Origin of the sequence: Rhodospirillum rubrum ATCC 11170 (assembly GCF_000013085.1) — a bacterium.
GTDB classification, from domain to species: Bacteria; Pseudomonadota; Alphaproteobacteria; order Rhodospirillales; family Rhodospirillaceae; genus Rhodospirillum; species Rhodospirillum rubrum.
Map to the genome: position 1 here is coordinate 3689505 of NC_007643.1, position 17522 is coordinate 3707026.

Sequence of the window (17522 nt, forward strand, 5' to 3'; positions counted from 1 at the left end):
GGCCGGGGCTCTCCCGTCGTCCCATCGGCCGTCCAAGGGGTCCAGGCCCCGGCTAGCCGCCGCCTTTTTTAGGCACCCACCCCTGGACGAGGTCCAGTCGATCCCATGCATGTCGTCGTCGTTGAATCTCCGGCCAAAGCCAAAACCATCAATAAATATCTGGGCAAGGACTACGTGGTCCTCGCGTCCTACGGCCACATCCGCGACCTTCCCCCCAAGGACGGCTCCGTCCGCCCGGACGAAGGCTTCGCCATGGACTGGGAGATCGACGCCAAATCCGAAAAGCACGTCAAGGACATCACCCAGGCCCTGAAGTCGGCCGACGGACTGCTGCTCGCCACTGACCCCGATCGCGAGGGAGAGGCGATTTCGTGGCATGTCCGCGATGTTTTGGAAAAGCGCAAGGCGCTGGTTGGCAAGCAGGTCCAGCGCATCACCTTCAACGCCATCACCCGCTCGGCGGTTGAAGAGGCCTTGCGCAATCCCCGCGATCTCGATACGCCGCTGGTCGAGGCCTATCTGGCCCGCCGGGCGCTGGATTATCTGGTGGGCTTCACCCTGTCGCCGGTGCTGTGGCGCAAGCTGCCCGGATCGCGCTCGGCCGGCCGGGTGCAATCGGTGGCCCTGCGGCTGATCTGCGAACGCGAGCAAGAGGTCGAGCGCTTTGTTTCGCGCGAATACTGGACGGTCGACGCCATCCTCGCCTCGCCCCAGGGGCAGATCTTCCGCGCCCGCCTCAGCCAGCTTGACGGCCAGAAGCTTGATAAATTCGGCCTGCCCGACGAAACGACCGCCCTGGCCGCCCTCGAGCGGATCAAGGCGGCGACGCTGCGGGTGGAAAGTGTCGAGCGCAAGCAGGCGCGGCGCAATCCCGCCGCTCCCTTCACCACCTCGACCATCCAGCAGGAAGCCTCGCGCAAGCTGTATTTTTCGGCCCGCCAGACCATGCAGGTGGCCCAGAAGCTTTACGAGGGCGTGGACCTGGGCGGCGAGACCGTCGGCCTGATCACCTATATGCGAACCGATGGCGTCTCGATCGCCCCCGAGGCGGTCTTCGCCACCCGCGATCTGATCGGCGCCGAATTCGGCGCGGCCTATCTGCCCGAACAGCCCCGCGTCTATAAGACCAAGGCCAAGAACGCCCAGGAGGCGCACGAGGCCATCCGCCCCACCGATGTGGCGCGCACGCCGCAAAGCGTCGCCCCTTATCTTACCGCCGAACAGCGTAAGCTGTACGAACTGGTGTGGAAGCGCACGGTCGCCAGCCAGATGGCCAGCGCCATCCTTGATCAGGTCGCCGTCGACATCGCCGATCCCGAGGCCAAGGTGGTGCTCCACGCCACCGGCTCGGTCATCCAGTTCGACGGCTTCCTCAAGGTCTACCGCGAGGACTTCGACGATCGCCCCGAAAGCAGCCCCGATGGGGCCGGCGAGGACGAAAACCGCCTGTTGCCGCCCTTGCGCGAAGGCGATGGCGTCAAGCGCGAGGACGTGAAGGCCGATCAGCATTTCACCCAGCCGCCGCCGCGCTATACGGAAGCCAGTTTGGTCAAGCGCATGGAAGAACTGGGCATCGGCCGTCCCTCGACCTACGCCTCGATCCTCAGCGTTCTTCAGGACCGGGAATATGTGCGCCTTGATGCCCGGCGCTTCATTCCCGAAGACCGCGGCCGTCTGGTCACCGCCTTCCTGGAAAACTTCTTTTCGCGCTATGTGCAGTATTCCTTCACCGCCGATCTGGAAAACCAGCTCGACGAGATTTCCGACGGCAAGCTTGGCTGGAAAACCGTCCTTGAACGCTTCTGGATGGATTTCAAGGCGGCGATCGAAGGCACCGCCACCCTGCGCGTCTCGGAAGTTCTGGACGCCCTGGACAAGGAACTGGGGCCCCACCTGTTCCCCCAGGCCGAGGACGGCCACGATCCGCGCGTCTGCCCGGTGTGCTCGGCCGGTCGGTTGGGTCTGCGCATCGGCAAGTTCGGCGCCTTCGTCGGCTGCTCGAACTATCCCGACTGCAAGTTCACCCGGCCGCTGGTCACCAAGGAAGGCGAAGGCGGCGACGGCGCCGCCCTGGCCGAGGATGGCACCAAGCCGCTGGGTAAGGACCCGGTCAGCGGCGAGGACGTGACCCTGCGCAAGGGCCCCTATGGGCTTTATGTGCAAAAGGGCGAGGCGGCGCCGGTGGAAAAGGGCAAGAAGGCGGTCAAGCCGCCGCGCGTGTCGATCCCCAAGGACATGGACGCCGCCACCATCGATCTTGATATCGCCCTGAAGCTGCTGTCGCTGCCGCGCCCGGTCGGCGATCACCCCGAAACCGGCACGATGATCAGCGCCGGCATCGGCCGCTTCGGCCCCTATATCAAGCACGGCGACATCTATAAATCGCTGCCCAAGGACGATGACGTTCTGACCATCGGCCTCAACCGCGCCGTCAGCCTGTTGGCCGAGGCCGGCAAGGGCGGCCGCGCCCGTCAGCCGGCGCGCAGCCTGGGCGACCATCCCGCCGACACCAAGCCGGTGACCATCCACGACGGCCGCTTCGGTCCCTATGTCCAGCATGGCGGCGTGCGCGCGACCATTCCGCGCACCGCCGATCCGGCGACCTATACCCTGGCCGAGGCGGTCGAGCTGATCGCCGCCAAGGCGGCCAAGGACGGCGACGGCAAGAAGGCCCCGGCGAAGAAGGCGGCGACCAAGGCTCCGGTCAAAAAAGCGGCGGCCGAGAAAAAGGCGCCGGCGAAGACCGCGACCAAGAAAGCCGCGCCGAAAAAGGCCGCCGACTCGGCCGAAGACGCCCCGGCCAAGGCGCCGCGCAAGAGCAAGGCCAAACCGGCGAGCGCCGATCCGGACTGAAAGCGGCGGCTTTTGCCCGCGAAGGGCGATGCCATCGCTGGCTCCTCTCTGGCATGATGGCGCGGACCCCGGGAACGGGATCCGCGCCCGCCGCGTTTTTCCCCAAGACAGCCTTTGGCTTTCCCGGCCAAACCGGCGTTTTCCCGACCCTAAGGACAGCCCTTTGACCCCCAAGGCCCCCAAGCACGTCCCCTTCCCCAGCCGCGAGCAGGTGCTGGAGTTCATCCGCGCCGCCAACGGCGAGGTCGACCGACGCGAGATCGCCAGGGCCTTCCACATCACCGGACCAGAGCGCGCCGATCTGCGCACCCTGCTTAAGGAGTTGGAGAGCGAGGGCGCCCTGCAGCGCGGCCGTGGCCGCCGCATCGCCCCGCCGGGCAGCCTGCCCGAGGTGGCGGTGCTGATCGTCGCCCGGGCGGACGCCGAGGGGGATCTGTTCTGCAAGCCCGAGCATTGGCCAGAGGACGAGGAGCCGCCGCGCATCCTGCTGTGGCCCGAGCCCCATCACGCCCGGCGCCCGGGGGTCGGCGCCGAGATCGGCGTGGGCGACCGCATCCTCGCCCGCCTGACCCGCATCGGCGACGCGCGTTATGACGCCCGCACGATCCGCCGGCTGGCGGCCGCCCCCTCGCGCCTGCTGGGCGTGCTGGCCCTGGCCCGCGACGGCCTGCGCCTGCGCCCGACCAACCGCCGCGACCGCGACGAATATCTGGTCGCCCCCGAGGATGCCGGCGGGGCCGAACCCGGCGAGTTGGTCGAGGCCGAACTGCTGCCCTCGCGCCGCCTTGGCCTGCGTCGGGCCAAGGTGATCGAGCGGCTGGGCGGCCGCGAGGGGCCGCGCTCGATCAGTCTGGTCGTTGTCCATAGCCACGACATCCCCGTTGATTTCCCGCCCGAGGCCCTGGCCGAAGCCGAGGCCGCCGTGGGCGTCGACCTGCGCGGCCGCGAAGACCTGCGCGCCGTGCCGCTGGTCACCATCGACGGCGAGGACGCCCGCGACTTCGACGACGCGGTCTTCGCCGAACCCGATGACGACCCGGCCAATCCCGGCGGCTGGCGGGCGCTGGTCGCCATCGCCGATGTCGCCCATTACGTTCGCATCGGCGCTGCCCTCGACAAGGCGGCGCGCGAGCGCGGCAATTCGGTTTATTTCCCCGACCGCGTCGTGCCGATGCTGCCCGAGGCGCTGTCGAACGGCTGGTGTTCCTTGCGCCCCAATGAGGATCGCGGCTGCCTCGCGGTGTGGATGATCTTCGACGCCGAGGGCAACAAGCTGCGCCACCGCTTCCTGCGCGGCCTGATGCGCTCGGCCGCCCGCCTGACCTATACCCAGGTTCAGGCCGCCCGCGACGGCCATGCCGACGATCTGACCGCGCCCTTGCAAGAGCGTGTCATCGCCCCGCTCTACGGCGTTTTCCAAGCGCTTCTGGGCGCGCGCAGCCGGCGCGGCACGCTGGAACTCGACCTGCCCGAACGCAAGGTGGTGCTTGATGACGGCGGCGAGGTGGCGCGCATCGAGCCGCGCCTGCGCTTTGACAGCCACAAGCTGATCGAAGAACTGATGATCGCGGCCAATGTCAGCGCCGCCGAGACCCTGGAGGAAAAGCGCCGCCCCTGCATGTACCGCGTCCACGACCAGCCGGCGCCCGATAAGCTGGTGGCTTTGGGCGAATTTCTCGAGTCGCTCGATATTCCCTTTCATAAGGGATCAATCAATCGGTCGGGCCAATTCAATGGCGTGCTGAAAGCCGCCCGCGGCACGCCCCACGAGCATATGGTCAATGAGGTGGTTCTGCGCTCGCAAGCCCAGGCCGAATACAGCCCCGATAACATCGGTCATTTTGGCCTCGCCCTGCGCCGCTACGCCCATTTCACCTCGCCGATCCGCCGCTATGCCGACCTGTTGGTCCACCGCGCGCTGATCGCCGGCCTGGGCCTGGGCGACGACGGCCTGCGACCGGGCGCCGAAGAGGATTTCGTCGAGACCGCCGCCCATATCACCGCCACCGAGCGCCGCGCCGCCCAGGCCGAACGCGACGCCGTCAACCGCTATACGGTCAGTTTCCTGGCCGCCAAGGTCGGGGCGACCTTCGCCGGCCGAATCAATGGCGTCACCCGCGCCGGGTTGTTCGTCACCCTGGAGGACACCGGCGCCGACGGGCTGATCCCGATCGGCAGCCTGCCCAACGACTACTATGTCCATGATGATGCCCATCATTGTCTGCGCGGCCAGCGCGACGGCCTGGAATTCCACCTGGGGGCGCCGGTCGAGGTTCTGCTGCGCGAGGCCAATCCGGTCAGCGGCGGGCTGGTCTTCGGCTTGCTTCAAGGCGGGGTCGCCGGCGCCGCCAAGGGGCGGGGCTTCTCTGGAAAAACCAAAGGTCGCGACGGCCTTGGCAAGACCCGCTTGAAGGAGCGCGGCGCGGCGGCGAAGCTCAAGAAAGGGGCGCGCGGCAAGCCCAAGGCGGCCGGGCGCGACGCCTTGGCCGGCGAGCCGGTCGGGAGCGGCCCCAAGAAACGCCCGCCCACCACGACCTCCCGTCGTAAAACCCGTTGATACCACGTGTTTTTGAAAAGGAATATTTCCGAAAAAGCCCATAGACAGGGGAGCGCATCTTGCCTAACCCTGAAGGCAGGATGACAGCGTCGATCGCGGCGAAGAGATCCTCCCCTTAATGGAAAGTCGAACGGGCATGGGTGCGGTTTTAACCGAGGCGCCGAGGCGGACATCGACGCGACGTGTGGTTCTTACCCTGTTGGCCGGCTTGACCGGCTGCGCCCATCCCGCACCGCTGGCGTCCACCGCCCTTCCGCAGGCGACAGCGGTTTCGCACAGTGGCAAAATCCCGCCGACCGCCGTTTGGACGGTGCCCTCCGCCTTCGACAAGGGGCTGCGCGGCGAGACCGAGGACTTGTTCTCCTATGGCTACGGCGCCATTGCCGACCGCTATATCGACGAAGTGAACCTGCGGGAACTGGGCGTCGAGGGCTTGAGCGGCCTGACCAGCCTTGATCCGGCGATCACCGTCGCCCCGGTGGGGGCGATGCTCGATGTCTATCGGAACGGCACGGTCGTCGGCCGCTTTCCGCTGGCCGGGGCCCGCGACTCGGCGGGTTGGGGCGTCTTGACCGCCAATGTGGTGATGCTGGCGCGCGATTTGTCGCCAAGCCTGAACGCCAGCGATCCCGAAGAGATCTATCAGGCGATCTTCACCTCGGCGCTCGGCGGCCTTGATCCCTTTTCACGCTACGCCAGCCGCGACGATGCCGAGGTCAACCGCGGCCAACGCAACGGCTTTGGCGGCATCGGCGTCATGTACGACGTGGGTGGACGCGGCGCGACCATCACCCAGGTCATGCCCGGCACCCCGGCCGCCGATGCCCGCTTGCGCCTGGGCGACGTCATCGTCGCGGTGAATGGTCAGAGCACCCGGGGGGCCACACGCCACGATCTGCGCGAATGGCTGCGCGGACCGACCAGCAGCGAGGTCACCTTGACCCTTGTCAGCGCCGACACGCCGACCGAACGCACGCTGACCCTGACCCGCGCCCTGATCATCATGCCCACCGTCGACCTCCATCTCGACGAAGGCGTCGGTTTCATCACCGTCTCAAGCTTCAACCAGGGCACGACGACGCGGGTCGCCGAAGCCATCGGCGAGGCCCGCCGACAGTTGGGCGCCGATCTGCGCGGGCTGGTCATCGATCTGCGCGGCAATCCCGGCGGCCTGCTTGATCAGGCGGTGACGATGAGCGACCTGTTCCTTGACACCGGCCCCATCGTCTCGACTCGCGGCCGCAATCCCGACGCCCGACAGTTCTATGCCTCGAGCGGCGGCGATATCGCCCAGAATTTGCCGATCGTCGCCCTGATCGACGGCGACAGCGCCTCGGCCGCCGAAATCGTCGCCGCCGCCTTGCAAGACAACGGCCGGGCGGTGGTGATCGGCACCTCGTCGTTTGGCAAAGGCACGGTGCAAACCCTGATCCAATTGCCCAATGGCGGCGAATTGACCCTGACGTGGTCGCGCTTCCACAGCCCCTCGGGCTATGTCCTTCATGGCCTGGGCGTGCTGCCGGTCGCCTGCACCAGCGGCATCGCCGAGGCCAGCCGCGAGGATGGCGCGCCGGCCGACAAGGTGCTGACCACCATGCGCCGCGACCAGTCGGAAATCGCCGCGCATGTCGCCTTGTGGCGCCAAACCGACATGCGCGACGCCAGCCGCCGTCTGGCGCTGCGCGACGCCTGCCCGGCCGAACACCACCCGCGCGCCCTGATCGACGAAACGGTAGCCCGCAAGCTGATCGCCGACCAGGGGCTTTATGGCCGCGCCCTGCGCCTGACCGCCCCGGCCCAATCGGCCAGCGGACTGTGAGCGCGGGTTTTCGCTGTGATATGAGTCGCCTAAACGCTTGACATCGCCGCCGCGGTGGCTATTCTCCGCCGCTCAAATCGTCATTGCTCTTTTTAGGAACGGGGTTCAGGCCATGGCCAAACCTGCCACCATTCTGGTGAAGCTGGAAAGCACCGCGGATACGGGCTACTTCTACGTGGTCAAGAAGAACCCCCGCAAGACCACCAACAAGCTCGAATTCAACAAGTACGACCCCCGGGTGCGCAAGCACGTCCCCTTCCGCGAGACCAAGCTGAAGTAGGGACCGGCGCGCCGCGCGCCATCCTTCGCTTGGCATCAAAAGCCCCGGGCCAAACAACCGTGATTTGGCCTGCGGATCTTGATCCCGATCGAAGACGATGGCGTGGGGATGCCCGACAAAACAAAAAGGCCGCTCCCGGCAAGGGACGGCCTTTTTGTTTGTTCGGCTTTCAGAGAGGCGGCGGACCGCTGGATCAGGCGGCCAGGAATCGGGCAACCGTTTGCAGGAAGCCCGCCACCGAAATCGGTTTGGCGACATAGCCGTCACAGCCGCCCTCGCGGATTTTCTCCTCGTCCCCCTTCATGGCGAAGGCGGTCACGGCGATCACCGGAATCGCTTTCAGATCCCCATCGTCCTTAAGCATCCGCGTGACCTCCAGCCCCGAAACCTCGGGGAGCTGAATATCCATCAAGATCAGATCGGGTCGATGGGCGCGCGCGAGGTCAACGACCTTGCGCCCGTCATTAGTCTGTACGGTATCGTACCCACTCGCCTGAAGAAGATCATTGAAGAGCTTCATATTCAACTCATTGTCTTCAACGATCAGAATGGTTTTTGCCATTGGCTGGCCCATGATTTCAAGATGGTCCTCCCCGCCGGACGACCTTTGACCGGCATGATGGGGATGGAAGAAGACCCTGTCAAACGACAGGTCAGGGGTGTCAAGCGCCGCGCCGCGCCCGCAGACCGATCCACGCCAGAACACCCCAGCCCAGCAGCATGGCGCTACCGCCCAAGGGCGCCACGGGGCCCGCCGGCCAGCCCAGAAGGGCGATCGCGCTCAGCGCGCCGCAAAACAGCACCACCCCGGCCAGATGCAGCCACCCCGCCACCGCGACCAGCCGCCCTCCCACGCCGCGCTCAGCAAGCCAGGCGCAGACGACCAGGGCGAAAGCCCCATACATCTGATACCGCGCCGATTTTTCCATCAAGCCCACGCCGTGGGCGTCTCCCAGGGCGCTGAGCGCATGGGCGGCGAAGGCGCCGCTGGCGATGGACAAAAAGGCGTTGAGGCCGGCCAAAGCCAGCCAGGACCCCCAGCGCATGAAGGATCTCCTCTGTAAGAGCGCAAATCCCGAGTCATTTAAACCAAAGTGCGCGAAAGCACTTTGCTCCCCTCTCAGGATCCTGGAGCGGCACACGAAAAAGGGCGGTGCCCAAGGGACACCGCCAAAGTACGCGCTCTTGAGGAAAAAGAGGATACCGATGCCATCAGGCGCTTTCCGCGGCCGGACCGGCCTTGGCGAACGCCCTTCGACGGCATAGGAACATCCGGCGAGCCAATCGGTTCCCGCGCCGGCCAAGCGGGCGGGATATTGTGACGAGACGCCAAACGGGCGACCGCCTCGCGGCGGGAGGCGCGCCCTTCGCCCTTTTCCGGGCCGCGATGGCGGCGACCTCAGGTCGCGATGGCGGGGCGACCTCAGGTCGCGCTGGCGAGGCGCTCAGGTCGCCAGGGAGGTTTCCCAGGCATCGCGCTCGGCCGGCGCGGCGCGCAGCGCCTGCTCGACCAAGGCCCGGGGCAGACGGATGGTCCGCCCCTCCACGACCAAAGCCAAATTATCCCCGTCCACGGCAAAGCCCTGGACACGATCGAACCGTGATGGTGGAAACAGCCCCATGGCACTCTCCCCCTTTTTATGGATCTTCCGCCCGATTCCCCCGGCGCCCCTTGGGCACGCCCGGGACTTGAACCGGCCTTACAGACAAGGATCCTACGCGGCAAATTCGCAACCACCAGTGAAATGAATGCGACAGCGCCCGTCAAGCCCTTATGAAACTTTAATTATTCTAAACCGCGCACCGGACCGGCCGTCCGACACGTCGATCAAGCGGCGAAGCCCCCCTGACGACAGGCGGGGTTGGAAGGCGGCCAAAAGGCCGGAGGGTGGGGTTGGGAAAGCGGCCGACTCGCAAGCGGGCTTGAGCGTGGCGCGGATTTCTCGGCGTGAGAGGACAGGCTTTGCCTGATCGCGCGAAAACGCCTGGGCCGGAGGGGTGCGCCCCTGATCGGCTCGGGCGGCTGACCTTAGGCCGTGGGCCCCAGGCGAGCGACCGTCGCATCATAGTCGAAGTCTTCGTCAAGGAAATGATCGGCCGGCAAGGGCGCCTGGAACGACAACCCCGCTTGCGGCGCGACGTTGATCTCGATCAGCGCCGCTTTGGCCTCGCTGACCGCGCGGCGCCAGATGACGCCGATGTCGATCCGGTCGATCATGCCCGGGGTGATCGTATCAAGCAGAAGATTATGCCAGGAGACCACCTCGCTCCGCCACCGCGCCCGGTCCGGCGCCTCGGGGGCGGACATCGCCATGATCACCCGTACACAGATCTGGCGCACAAGGCTGGTCGCTTCACGCAGTTCCGACCGTCCCATGTCCTCGATCTCTTCGGCGATATGCTCAAGATCCAAATCATCGGGAAGATCCCGACGGCTGCGTGACAAGGCCCTTAGTCCATCCGCCTGCTGTTGGCACCAGACGAACAGATCGGCTTCATAGGTTTTATGCTCCATCCCCATGGGTCATTCTCCCCTTATTGTTTCAGGGAACCGCCACCGGCCTTGCCCAGGCTGTTCCTGGCGCGGCAAGCCGACGGCCATGGTGTTTCCCCGCCTTGGCACGGCGCGGGGTTCACCTTGCGGATCATACAGGATGGCGCCGCGCTTAACAGCGTTTCCGCAGCCCTTTCCTCGCGCTCGGCCGGCCCCCCGGCCCTTGGACGGCCGGCGTTGACGGCGCCTTGGCAAGGGCTATGGTTGGCCCGGCCATTTCCGCTTTTTTCCCAGTCGCAAAGGATTTCCGCCATGCCCGATCTTTCCCTGGAACGGGCCTGCGGCGGCCGGGTCGCCGGCGTTGACGAGGTGGGCCGGGGACCGCTGGCCGGACCGGTGGTCGCCGCCGCCGTCGTCATCGATGCCGGACGCGCCGATCCCGCCCTGCTCGCCCGCCTTGATGATTCCAAGAAGCTGTCGGCCGCCCTGCGCCAACGGCTGGCTACGGCCCTGCTCGCCGATCCGGGGGTCGAGGTCGGCCTGGGCGAGGCCAGCGTCGCCGAGATCGACCGGATCAATATCCTTCAGGCCACCTTCCTGGCGATGGGGCGGGCTTTGGCCAAACTGGCCCCCCCCGTCGATCTGGCCCTGGTCGACGGCAACCGCCTGCCGCCCCTGCCCTGCCCCGGTCAGGCCGTGGTTCGCGGCGACGGCCTGTCGCTGTCGATCGCGGCGGCCAGCATCGTCGCCAAGGTGCACCGCGACGCGGCCATGGCGACGCTGGCCCAGGCCCTCCCCGGCTATGGCTGGGAACGCAACGCCGGCTATGGCACGGCCGAGCATCTGGCGGCCCTCGATCGCCTGGGAGCGACGCCCCATCACCGCGCCTCCTTCGCCCCGGTGCGCGAGGCCCTTGCCCGATCAGCGCTCCCGGGGCATAAGTGTGTAACGGCCTTGACTTTTTCGTGATGCCACTAACCTAGATCCGGTGGCCGAGTCGCAGCCGGACACCACATCCTGGGCTCCGGCCCTTTGGTTTGTCGTTTTCTCGTGATCGGCTCGCAAGCAATTGACTGACATCGAAGCTTCCCTTGCCGTCCGCCATCCCCTGGAGGGGCAGTCATGACCGACCCGCTGCGCACCAATCGCATCTATCAGGGCGACAGCATCGAGGTGATGCGGTCGCTGCCCAGCGCCTCGATCGACATGATCTTCGCCGACCCGCCCTATAACATGATGCTGGGCGGCGAACTGCTGCGCCCCGACAACAGCCGGGTCGATGGCGTCGATGACGAATGGGACCGCTTCGAAAGCCAGCGCGCCTATGCCGAGTTCACTCGGAGCTGGCTGCGCGAGGCGCGGCGCCTGCTGAAAGACAACGGCACCATCTGGGTGATCGGCAGCTACCACAATATCTATCGGGTCGGCGCCGAGCTGCAGGATCTGGGGTTCTGGACGCTGAACGACGTGGTCTGGCGCAAAGCCAACCCGATGCCGAACTTCAAGGGCACCCGCTTCACCAATGCCCATGAAACCCTGCTGTGGTGCGCCAAATCGGCCGAGGCCCGCTACACCTTCAATTACGAGGCGATGAAAAGCCTGAACGAAGGCTTGCAGATGCGCAGCGATTGGACGCTGCCGCTGTGCAACGGCAAGGAGCGCCTGAAGGCCGAGGACGGCAAGAAGGTCCATCCCACCCAAAAGCCCGAAAGCCTGCTTTATCGGGTGATCTTGTCGTCGACCCATCCGGGCGACATCATCCTCGATCCGTTTTTCGGCACCGGCACCACCGGGGCCGTCGCCAAATTGCTTGGTCGCCAGTGGATCGGCCTGGAACGCGACGAAGCCTATATCGCCGCCGCCCGCCAGCGCATCGCCCAGGTCGAACCGATCAAGGATCTGCGGCTGCTGATCACGCCGTCGAAGAAATCCGAACCGCGCATTCCCTTTGGCACCGTGGTCGAACGCGGCCTGCTCGCCCCGGGCAGCCTGCTTTGCGATTCCCAGCGGCGGTGGACAGCCAAGGTCCGCGCCGATGGCACGCTGGTCGCCACCTCGTCCCATGGCGATCATCGCGGCTCGATCCATCAGGTCGGTGCCGCCGTCCAAGGCGCTCCGGCCTGCAATGGCTGGACGTTCTGGCATATCGACCGCCCCGGCGGCGCCGTTCCCATCGACGTGCTGCGCCAGCAGGTACGGGCCGAACTGGAAGCCTGCGCCCTTTAGCGCGGGGGCGTGAAACCCGCTTCACGCTCCCCGTTCTAAGTCTTTGGCTGCGCCAAAGGTGGGCGCGGCGGGGCTGCCCTTTCGCGGCCTTCCAGGACATAGGTCTTATAGCGCATGTCCTGGCCGAGGACGTGGCGGACGAACCAATCCTTGAGCAGGTCGGCCAGGATTTCCGGCTCGATCGGGCCCTGGGGGATCAGGCTTTCGACCAGGGCGCCAAGGCCGCTTTCCAATTGGCGGTGTTCGGCGCGGTGGTCCTCAAGGCCGGGATAGCCAAGTTGGGCGAGGATCGCCTCTTCCCGAAGATTATGTTCGGCCTCCTGGTGGGCCAAGCGTTTGAGCGGGGCGATCAACGCCTCGGACACCGGCGCGATCTGATTGATAAGGGCCGCGCCCAGGTGATTGATTTCCTCCATCAGCCGGCGATGGTCATCGTCAAGCAAGGGATCGCCGACGCTGTAAACGTCAAGCCAGATCAGGGGGCGCCAAGGGGCGGCGCCTGTCCAAGGCGCGCCGCTCCGGGAAGCGGAGCGGCCATCGACGGCGGGGGAGGTGGATTTTTCCATGAGATCACCCCGAAGGAAAAGGGAGACACCAAACCGGCGAGCGGCGGAAAAGCCCGGTGATCAGCCAAACAGCCGGTCGATCTCGTCCTGACTGATCCCCTTGCCAACGTCCTGGGGCCCATTGAGAAGGCGGTTGTCGCCAGCGGCGATCATCGGCGGATCCTCTTCCAGATCGCGGAAGCTTTCCCGGCCCCAGATCGCCATCATCTTGTCGACTCGTTCTTCGACGAATTTCATGGTGTTGACCACCTTGGTGATACGCTGGCCGGTCAGATCCTGGAAATTACAGGCTTCGAACACCGAGACGGTCATCTCTTGAATTTCGTCGGCCAACTGGCGGATGAAACTGTCTTGCTCCTGGGCCTGGATCTGCGCCGCCGTGGTGGCGATCTTTTCGATCGTATCAAGGATCGTCTCGGTGGCGCTCTCGGTGGCGGAAACCACGGCGTCAAGTTCATTGGCCACCGTGGTCAGACGATCGCCCTCATCGCCCTGTGCCCGCAGCAAGGCGATCTCTTTTTTCGTCGTTTCGATGCTATGGGCAAGGGAATTCAGCTCAATCTTGAGGATGCGAACCTCGGTCCGCTCCTCCTTCTTGCGCGCGACCGCCGCCGTCGGGGTTTCCTCGGGGGGAAGCATCGGGAGGGCAGCCGCACCCGCCGCCACCTGCAACCCGACCACCTTGCGATCAAGATCGCGGACCTCACCGCGAAGCGCCTGAAGCGTCTCGAGGATCTCGGCGAGCCCGCCGCCCTCGTCCTTTCCCCCGCCACCGGAGCGCCGCATCTGACGCTCGGCAGTAAACAGCTTCGTCTTATCGCGATGCGGCATTTCTAATGTAATCCTATGACTTGATCCCGGCGGAAATCATCTTCTGTCGGCGGCAGAGCTAGGTCAACCTATTCGCTTGGGTATACCCATCCTTGGTTGGTTTCTTTTTCTTAAAAACACCGTCAATGACCGAAGAGTCTGTTAAAATCCTGTCTTGAGAAAGTCATATCAGTGAAATTCCCGAATCAGGCGAGAGAGGACTCCCTCCAACCCTTCGGATGAAACCCATGGGACTGCCGTGTCGGCGATAGACGGACCAGGATTGGACTCGCGACTAATAGATATATTCGACCACCTGGACGAGGGGGTGGCCCTCTATGGTCCCGATCATCGTCTGATCCGTTTCAACCGGCCTTTCGCCAGCCTTGTCGAAACCGCCGGCGGGCGTCCCGCCCCAGGCCAAAGGATGGTCGAAATCCTGCGCGATTTGGTCGCGCCGGACACCGGGGAGGAGAATCGGGCCGACTCCGGCCCCGACGACGACGGGCGAGGGACCGAGGACGACGCCGCGGAGCGCCTGGAAGGAGCCCTGCTGGGAACGCCCACCGAGATCCGCCTGGGCCGGGATCGATGGGGTCTGGTCCATGGTCACCGCCTGAAGGACGGCGCCCTGTTTTGCGTTCTCCGCGATATCACCGCGTCAAAAGCCGGGGCCGCACGGATCGCCGAGAGCAACCGCCGCATCCGCGAGGCCGAAAGCCGCCTGGAACGCGCCCTCGAGTCGATCGACCAGGGGTTCTATCTGTGCGACGCCAGCGACACGGTGGTGCTGCGCAACGCCAAGCTCGCCCATCTGCTGCCGGGCTTGCCCCCCCTCGAGCCGGGCACGACCTATGGCGCGATGATGGCCGCCGCCTGTGACAACGGCGCCATCCCCGCCGCCACGCGCCACCGCACCCGCTGGCTGAGCCTGTGCATGGCCCGCCACCATCTGCCGCGCGGCGCCTGGGACTTCGAGAACGGCCGGGGCCGCTGGGTTCGGGTTTCCGAATCCCTTACCCCCGAGGGCGGACGGGTCGGCCTGCTGACCGACATCACCGAGACCCGCAAGGCCTCCGAACAGGTGCGCCAGCGCGAACAGCGCCTTGACGGCATCATGAAGACCGTCGTCGACGGCATCGTCGTCATCGATGAAAACGGCATTATCGAATCGTTCAATCCCGCCGCCGAACGGCTTTTCGGCTATCGGGCCGAAGAGGTGGTGGGCGCGTCGATCAACCGGCTGATCCCGGGCGGCGAGAGCGGCCGCCACGACCGCTCCCTGCGGCGCTATCTGCAAACCGGCCAGGCCGGCATCATCGGCCGGGGCCGCGAGGAACTGGCCCTGCGCCGCGACGGCTCGCTGCTTCCCGTCGAACTGGCGATCAGCGAATTGCGGCTGGACGACCGGCGCATCTTCACCGGCCTGGTGCGCGACATCAGCGCCCGCAAGGAAGCCGATCGCCAGCTGCGCGAAAACGAGGAACGCTACGCCCTGGCCATCGCCGGCACCCATGAGGCCATCGTCGATTGGGACATCGACAGCGACACCATCACCTATTCCGACCGCATCACCGCCATCGTCGGCCTTGATCCCAAGGATCTGGACCGCTCGGCGAGCTGGATCGCGCTGATCCATCCCGACCATCGCAAGGATTACTTGACGCGGATGGACGCCCTGCTGCGCGGCGAGAGTTCATTCTTTTCGTGCGATTTCCGTCTGGCCGGACGGGCGGGAGCCGAGGAACGCTGGCTGCGCCACCGGGCCACCGCGCTGCGCCGCCCCGATGGCCAGATCTATCGCCTGTCGGGCGCGGTCGGCGACATCACCGACAGCCGCCGCGGCGAGGATCGCCTGCGCGAGGCCAAGGAGGCCGCCGAATTCGCCAATCGGGCCAAAAGCGAATTCCTGACCAATATGAGCCACGAGCTGCGCACGCCGCTCAACGCCATCATCGGCTTCTCGGAGGTCCTTCACAGCGAGATGTTCGGACCGCTGGGCGCGACGCAATACCTGGACTATGCCGCCAGCATCCGCGATTCGGGGCGCCATCTGCTCGACGTGATCAACGATATCCTCGATGTCAGCCGCATCGAGGCCGGGCGGGCGACGCTGTTTCCCGAACCGCTTGATTTCGCCGAGATCGTCGCCTCGGTGCACCGGCTGGTCAACCAGAGGGCCGAGGCCGCCGGCGTCCGCCTGAAGATCACCCTTGATCCGGCGCTGCCGCCCCTGCTTGGCGAGGCCCGCCGGCTCAAGCAGGTTCTGATCAACCTTCTGGGCAACGCCATCAAATTCACCCCGGCCGGCGGCGAGATCGCCCTGTCGGCCAGGGGCGATGAGGACAAAGGCCAGATGGTGATCGAGGTCAGCGATTCGGGGATCGGCATGGCGCCCGAGGATATCCCGCTCGCCCTTGAGCCCTTCCGTCAGATCGATGGCCAACTGGCCCGGCGCTACGAGGGGACCGGCCTGGGACTGCCGCTGTCAAAAGCCTTCGTCGAACTGCACGGCGGGACGCTCCGAGTCGACAGCACGCCGGGCGCGGGCACCCGCATCACCGTGCGCCTGCCCGCCGGAGCGGTGGAATCCTAAAAGGTCCACCGCCCCGCGCGGATCGGACGGCCGTATCGTCAACCGCCGGCGGCGTCGAGGGCGGCGCCGATGTCGGCGGCCAGATCCTCGGGGTCTTCCAAGCCGACGGAAAAGCGGATCAGCCCTTCATCGATGCCCTGGATCAGTTTTTCTTCCGGGCTCAGGCGCTGGTGGGTGGTCGTCCACGGATGGCAGGCCAGCGATTTGGCGTCGCCCAGATTATTCGAGATATCGACGATCGACAGCGCGTTGAGGAAGCGATAGGCGCTGGCCCGTCCGCCCTTCAGCGACAGGGCGATGACGCCGCCGCCGGCCTTCATCTGGCTTTGCGCCAAGGCATGGCGCGGATGGCTGGCCAACCCGGGATAAAGGGCGCGGGCGACCGCGGGGTGGCCTTCGATCAGCCCGGCCAGGGTCAAAGCCGTCGCGCTGTGGCGGTTGATGCGCAGCGACAGGGTTTCCAGGCCCTTGAGCATGACCCAGGCGTTGAACGGGGCGAGGCAGGGACCGGTATGGCGCAGGAACGGCCCGAGATAGGTCTCGTTGAACGCCTCGTCGCAGAGGACGGCGCCGCCCAGGCAGCGGCCCTGGCCGTCGATCCATTTGGTCGCCGAATGGACGACGACATCGGCGCCGAAGTCGCGCGGCCGCTGCAAAAGCGGCGTGGCGAAGGCGTTATCGACCACCACCGTCGCCCCAGCGGCATGGGCGAGGTCGCAAACCCCCTTGAGATCGACGATGCGCAGCGTCGGATTGGACGGGGTTTCCAGGAAAACCGCCCGGGTCGGCTTGGCCAGGGCCTGGGCCCAGGCGTCAAGGTTCTCGGTATCGACGAATTCGGCGCTGACTCCGTATTGGGCCAGCAGATCGCCGATCACCCAGGAGCACGAGCCAAACAGATCGCGCGCCGCCACCACCCGATCGCCCGCCCGCACCTGACAGAGCAGGGCCGAGGTGACGGCGGCCATGCCGCTGGCCGTGGCCTTGCAAACCGGCGCCCCTTCCAGGGCGGCGAGTCGCTCTTCGAAAACGCTGATCGTCGGATTGCGGAAGCGCGAATAGACATAGCGTTCGAGCGTGCCGTCGAAAGCCGCCTCGGCCTCCTCGGCATTGGGATAGACATAGCCGGAATTGAGAAACAGCGCTTCGCTGGTTTCATTCAAACCAGTCCGAGCCAACCCGCCGCGCACCAGTAACGTATCGGCCCGCCAAGTCGCAGGGCCGGTGGGCGCTTCAAGAGACGGAGACTGGGCGGGGGAAAAATCGCTTTCACGGGGCATAGGGGCCCTCCTTCGTGTGACGTCCAAAAGAAAAAAGCCCG

At 65.8% G+C, this 17522-nt stretch carries 14 protein-coding genes; 7 read left to right on the forward strand and 7 right to left on the reverse strand.

Translation table 11 applies throughout. The features are described 5' to 3' along the window. Positions 1-105: 105 nt before the first annotated feature. The 4 genes from topA to rpmG all read left to right on the forward strand — a co-directional run bounded on the left by topA (position 106) and on the right by rpmG (position 7509). Entirely contained in the window at positions 106-2853 is a 2748-nt protein-coding gene (gene topA, locus RRU_RS16515) for a type I DNA topoisomerase (protein WP_011390950.1), read from the forward strand. A 163-nt stretch (positions 2854-3016) separates the two neighbouring features. Further along, positions 3017-5410 (forward strand): ribonuclease R, encoded by a 2394-nt coding sequence (gene rnr, locus RRU_RS16520; protein ID WP_014626532.1) that lies wholly within the window; start codon positions 3017-3019, stop codon positions 5408-5410. Between the two features lie 136 nt (positions 5411-5546). Continuing rightward, on the forward strand, positions 5547-7229 hold the full coding sequence (locus tag RRU_RS16525; RefSeq protein ID WP_162470630.1) for a S41 family peptidase: 1683 nt from the start codon (positions 5547-5549) through the stop codon (positions 7227-7229). A gap of 112 nt (positions 7230-7341) precedes the next feature. Beyond that, positions 7342-7509, forward strand: coding sequence for a 50S ribosomal protein L33 (rpmG, locus tag RRU_RS16530; protein ID WP_011390953.1), 168 nt, complete (start codon positions 7342-7344; stop codon positions 7507-7509). Between the two features lie 193 nt (positions 7510-7702). On the opposite strand, the gene RRU_RS16535 is transcribed toward rpmG, so the two are convergent. The 4 genes from RRU_RS16535 to RRU_RS16550 all read right to left on the reverse strand — a co-directional run bounded on the left by RRU_RS16535 (position 7703) and on the right by RRU_RS16550 (position 10030). Next, positions 7703-8071, reverse strand: coding sequence for a response regulator (locus RRU_RS16535; protein ID WP_014626534.1), 369 nt, complete (start codon positions 8069-8071; stop codon positions 7703-7705). A gap of 100 nt (positions 8072-8171) precedes the next feature. Continuing rightward, positions 8172-8555, reverse strand: a complete 384-nt coding sequence (locus RRU_RS16540) for a DUF423 domain-containing protein (RefSeq protein WP_011390955.1) — start codon at positions 8553-8555, stop codon at positions 8172-8174. 399 nt (positions 8556-8954) lie between these two features. Next, positions 8955-9131, reverse strand: coding sequence for a hypothetical protein (locus RRU_RS16545; protein WP_014626535.1), 177 nt, complete (start codon positions 9129-9131; stop codon positions 8955-8957). 407 nt (positions 9132-9538) lie between these two features. Then, on the reverse strand, positions 9539-10030 hold the full coding sequence (locus RRU_RS16550; RefSeq protein ID WP_011390956.1) for a DUF29 domain-containing protein: 492 nt from the start codon (positions 10028-10030) through the stop codon (positions 9539-9541). A 285-nt stretch (positions 10031-10315) separates the two neighbouring features. Here RRU_RS16550 and RRU_RS16555 point away from each other — a divergent pair, with 285 nt between their 5' ends. Continuing rightward, positions 10316-10972 carry a ribonuclease HII gene (locus tag RRU_RS16555; protein ID WP_011390957.1) on the forward strand — a complete coding sequence of 219 codons (657 nt, stop codon included), beginning with the start codon at positions 10316-10318 and terminating at the stop codon, positions 10970-10972. A gap of 153 nt (positions 10973-11125) precedes the next feature. Continuing rightward, a complete protein-coding gene (locus RRU_RS16560) occupies positions 11126-12229 on the forward strand; it encodes a site-specific DNA-methyltransferase (protein ID WP_011390958.1) in 1104 nt (367 codons plus the stop codon). 35 nt (positions 12230-12264) lie between these two features. Here the strand turns inward: RRU_RS16560 and RRU_RS16565 are convergent, their stop codons facing one another. Further along, positions 12265-12795, reverse strand: a complete 531-nt coding sequence (locus RRU_RS16565) for a bacteriohemerythrin (RefSeq protein WP_011390959.1) — start codon at positions 12793-12795, stop codon at positions 12265-12267. A 60-nt stretch (positions 12796-12855) separates the two neighbouring features. After that, positions 12856-13626, reverse strand: a complete 771-nt coding sequence (locus RRU_RS16570; RefSeq protein ID WP_011390960.1) for a protein phosphatase CheZ — start codon at positions 13624-13626, stop codon at positions 12856-12858. Positions 13627-13933: 307 nt separating this feature from the next. Here RRU_RS16570 and RRU_RS16575 point away from each other — a divergent pair, with 307 nt between their 5' ends. Beyond that, positions 13934-16201 carry a PAS domain-containing sensor histidine kinase gene (locus tag RRU_RS16575; protein ID WP_014626536.1) on the forward strand — a complete coding sequence of 756 codons (2268 nt, stop codon included), beginning with the start codon at positions 13934-13936 and terminating at the stop codon, positions 16199-16201. A gap of 38 nt (positions 16202-16239) precedes the next feature. Here RRU_RS16575 and metZ read toward each other — a convergent pair whose 3' ends face one another. After that, positions 16240-17481 carry an O-succinylhomoserine sulfhydrylase gene (gene metZ, locus RRU_RS16580; protein ID WP_011390962.1) on the reverse strand — a complete coding sequence of 414 codons (1242 nt, stop codon included), beginning with the start codon at positions 17479-17481 and terminating at the stop codon, positions 16240-16242. Between the last annotated feature and the right edge of the window lie 41 nt (positions 17482-17522).

What these genes read in the sequence shown, in the direction of transcription:
- RRU_RS16555 (WP_011390957.1), top strand. Translation starts at nt 10,316, where the DNA reads ATGCCCGATCTTTCCCTGGAACGGGCCTGCGGCGGCCGGGTCGCCGGC.
- RRU_RS16540 (WP_011390955.1), bottom strand. Translation starts at nt 8,555, where the DNA reads ATGCGCTGGGGGTCCTGGCTGGCTTTGGCCGGCCTCAACGCCTTTTTG.
- topA (WP_011390950.1), top strand. Translation starts at nt 106, where the DNA reads ATGCATGTCGTCGTCGTTGAATCTCCGGCCAAAGCCAAAACCATCAAT.
- RRU_RS16525 (WP_162470630.1), top strand. Translation starts at nt 5,547, where the DNA reads ATGGGTGCGGTTTTAACCGAGGCGCCGAGGCGGACATCGACGCGACGT.
- RRU_RS16550 (WP_011390956.1), bottom strand. Translation starts at nt 10,030, where the DNA reads ATGGGGATGGAGCATAAAACCTATGAAGCCGATCTGTTCGTCTGGTGC.
- RRU_RS16545 (WP_014626535.1), bottom strand. Translation starts at nt 9,131, where the DNA reads ATGGGGCTGTTTCCACCATCACGGTTCGATCGTGTCCAGGGCTTTGCC.
- rpmG (WP_011390953.1), top strand. Translation starts at nt 7,342, where the DNA reads ATGGCCAAACCTGCCACCATTCTGGTGAAGCTGGAAAGCACCGCGGAT.
- metZ (WP_011390962.1), bottom strand. Translation starts at nt 17,481, where the DNA reads ATGCCCCGTGAAAGCGATTTTTCCCCCGCCCAGTCTCCGTCTCTTGAA.
- RRU_RS16560 (WP_011390958.1), top strand. Translation starts at nt 11,126, where the DNA reads ATGACCGACCCGCTGCGCACCAATCGCATCTATCAGGGCGACAGCATC.
- RRU_RS16570 (WP_011390960.1), bottom strand. Translation starts at nt 13,626, where the DNA reads ATGCCGCATCGCGATAAGACGAAGCTGTTTACTGCCGAGCGTCAGATG.
- RRU_RS16535 (WP_014626534.1), bottom strand. Translation starts at nt 8,071, where the DNA reads ATGGCAAAAACCATTCTGATCGTTGAAGACAATGAGTTGAATATGAAG.
- RRU_RS16565 (WP_011390959.1), bottom strand. Translation starts at nt 12,795, where the DNA reads ATGGAAAAATCCACCTCCCCCGCCGTCGATGGCCGCTCCGCTTCCCGG.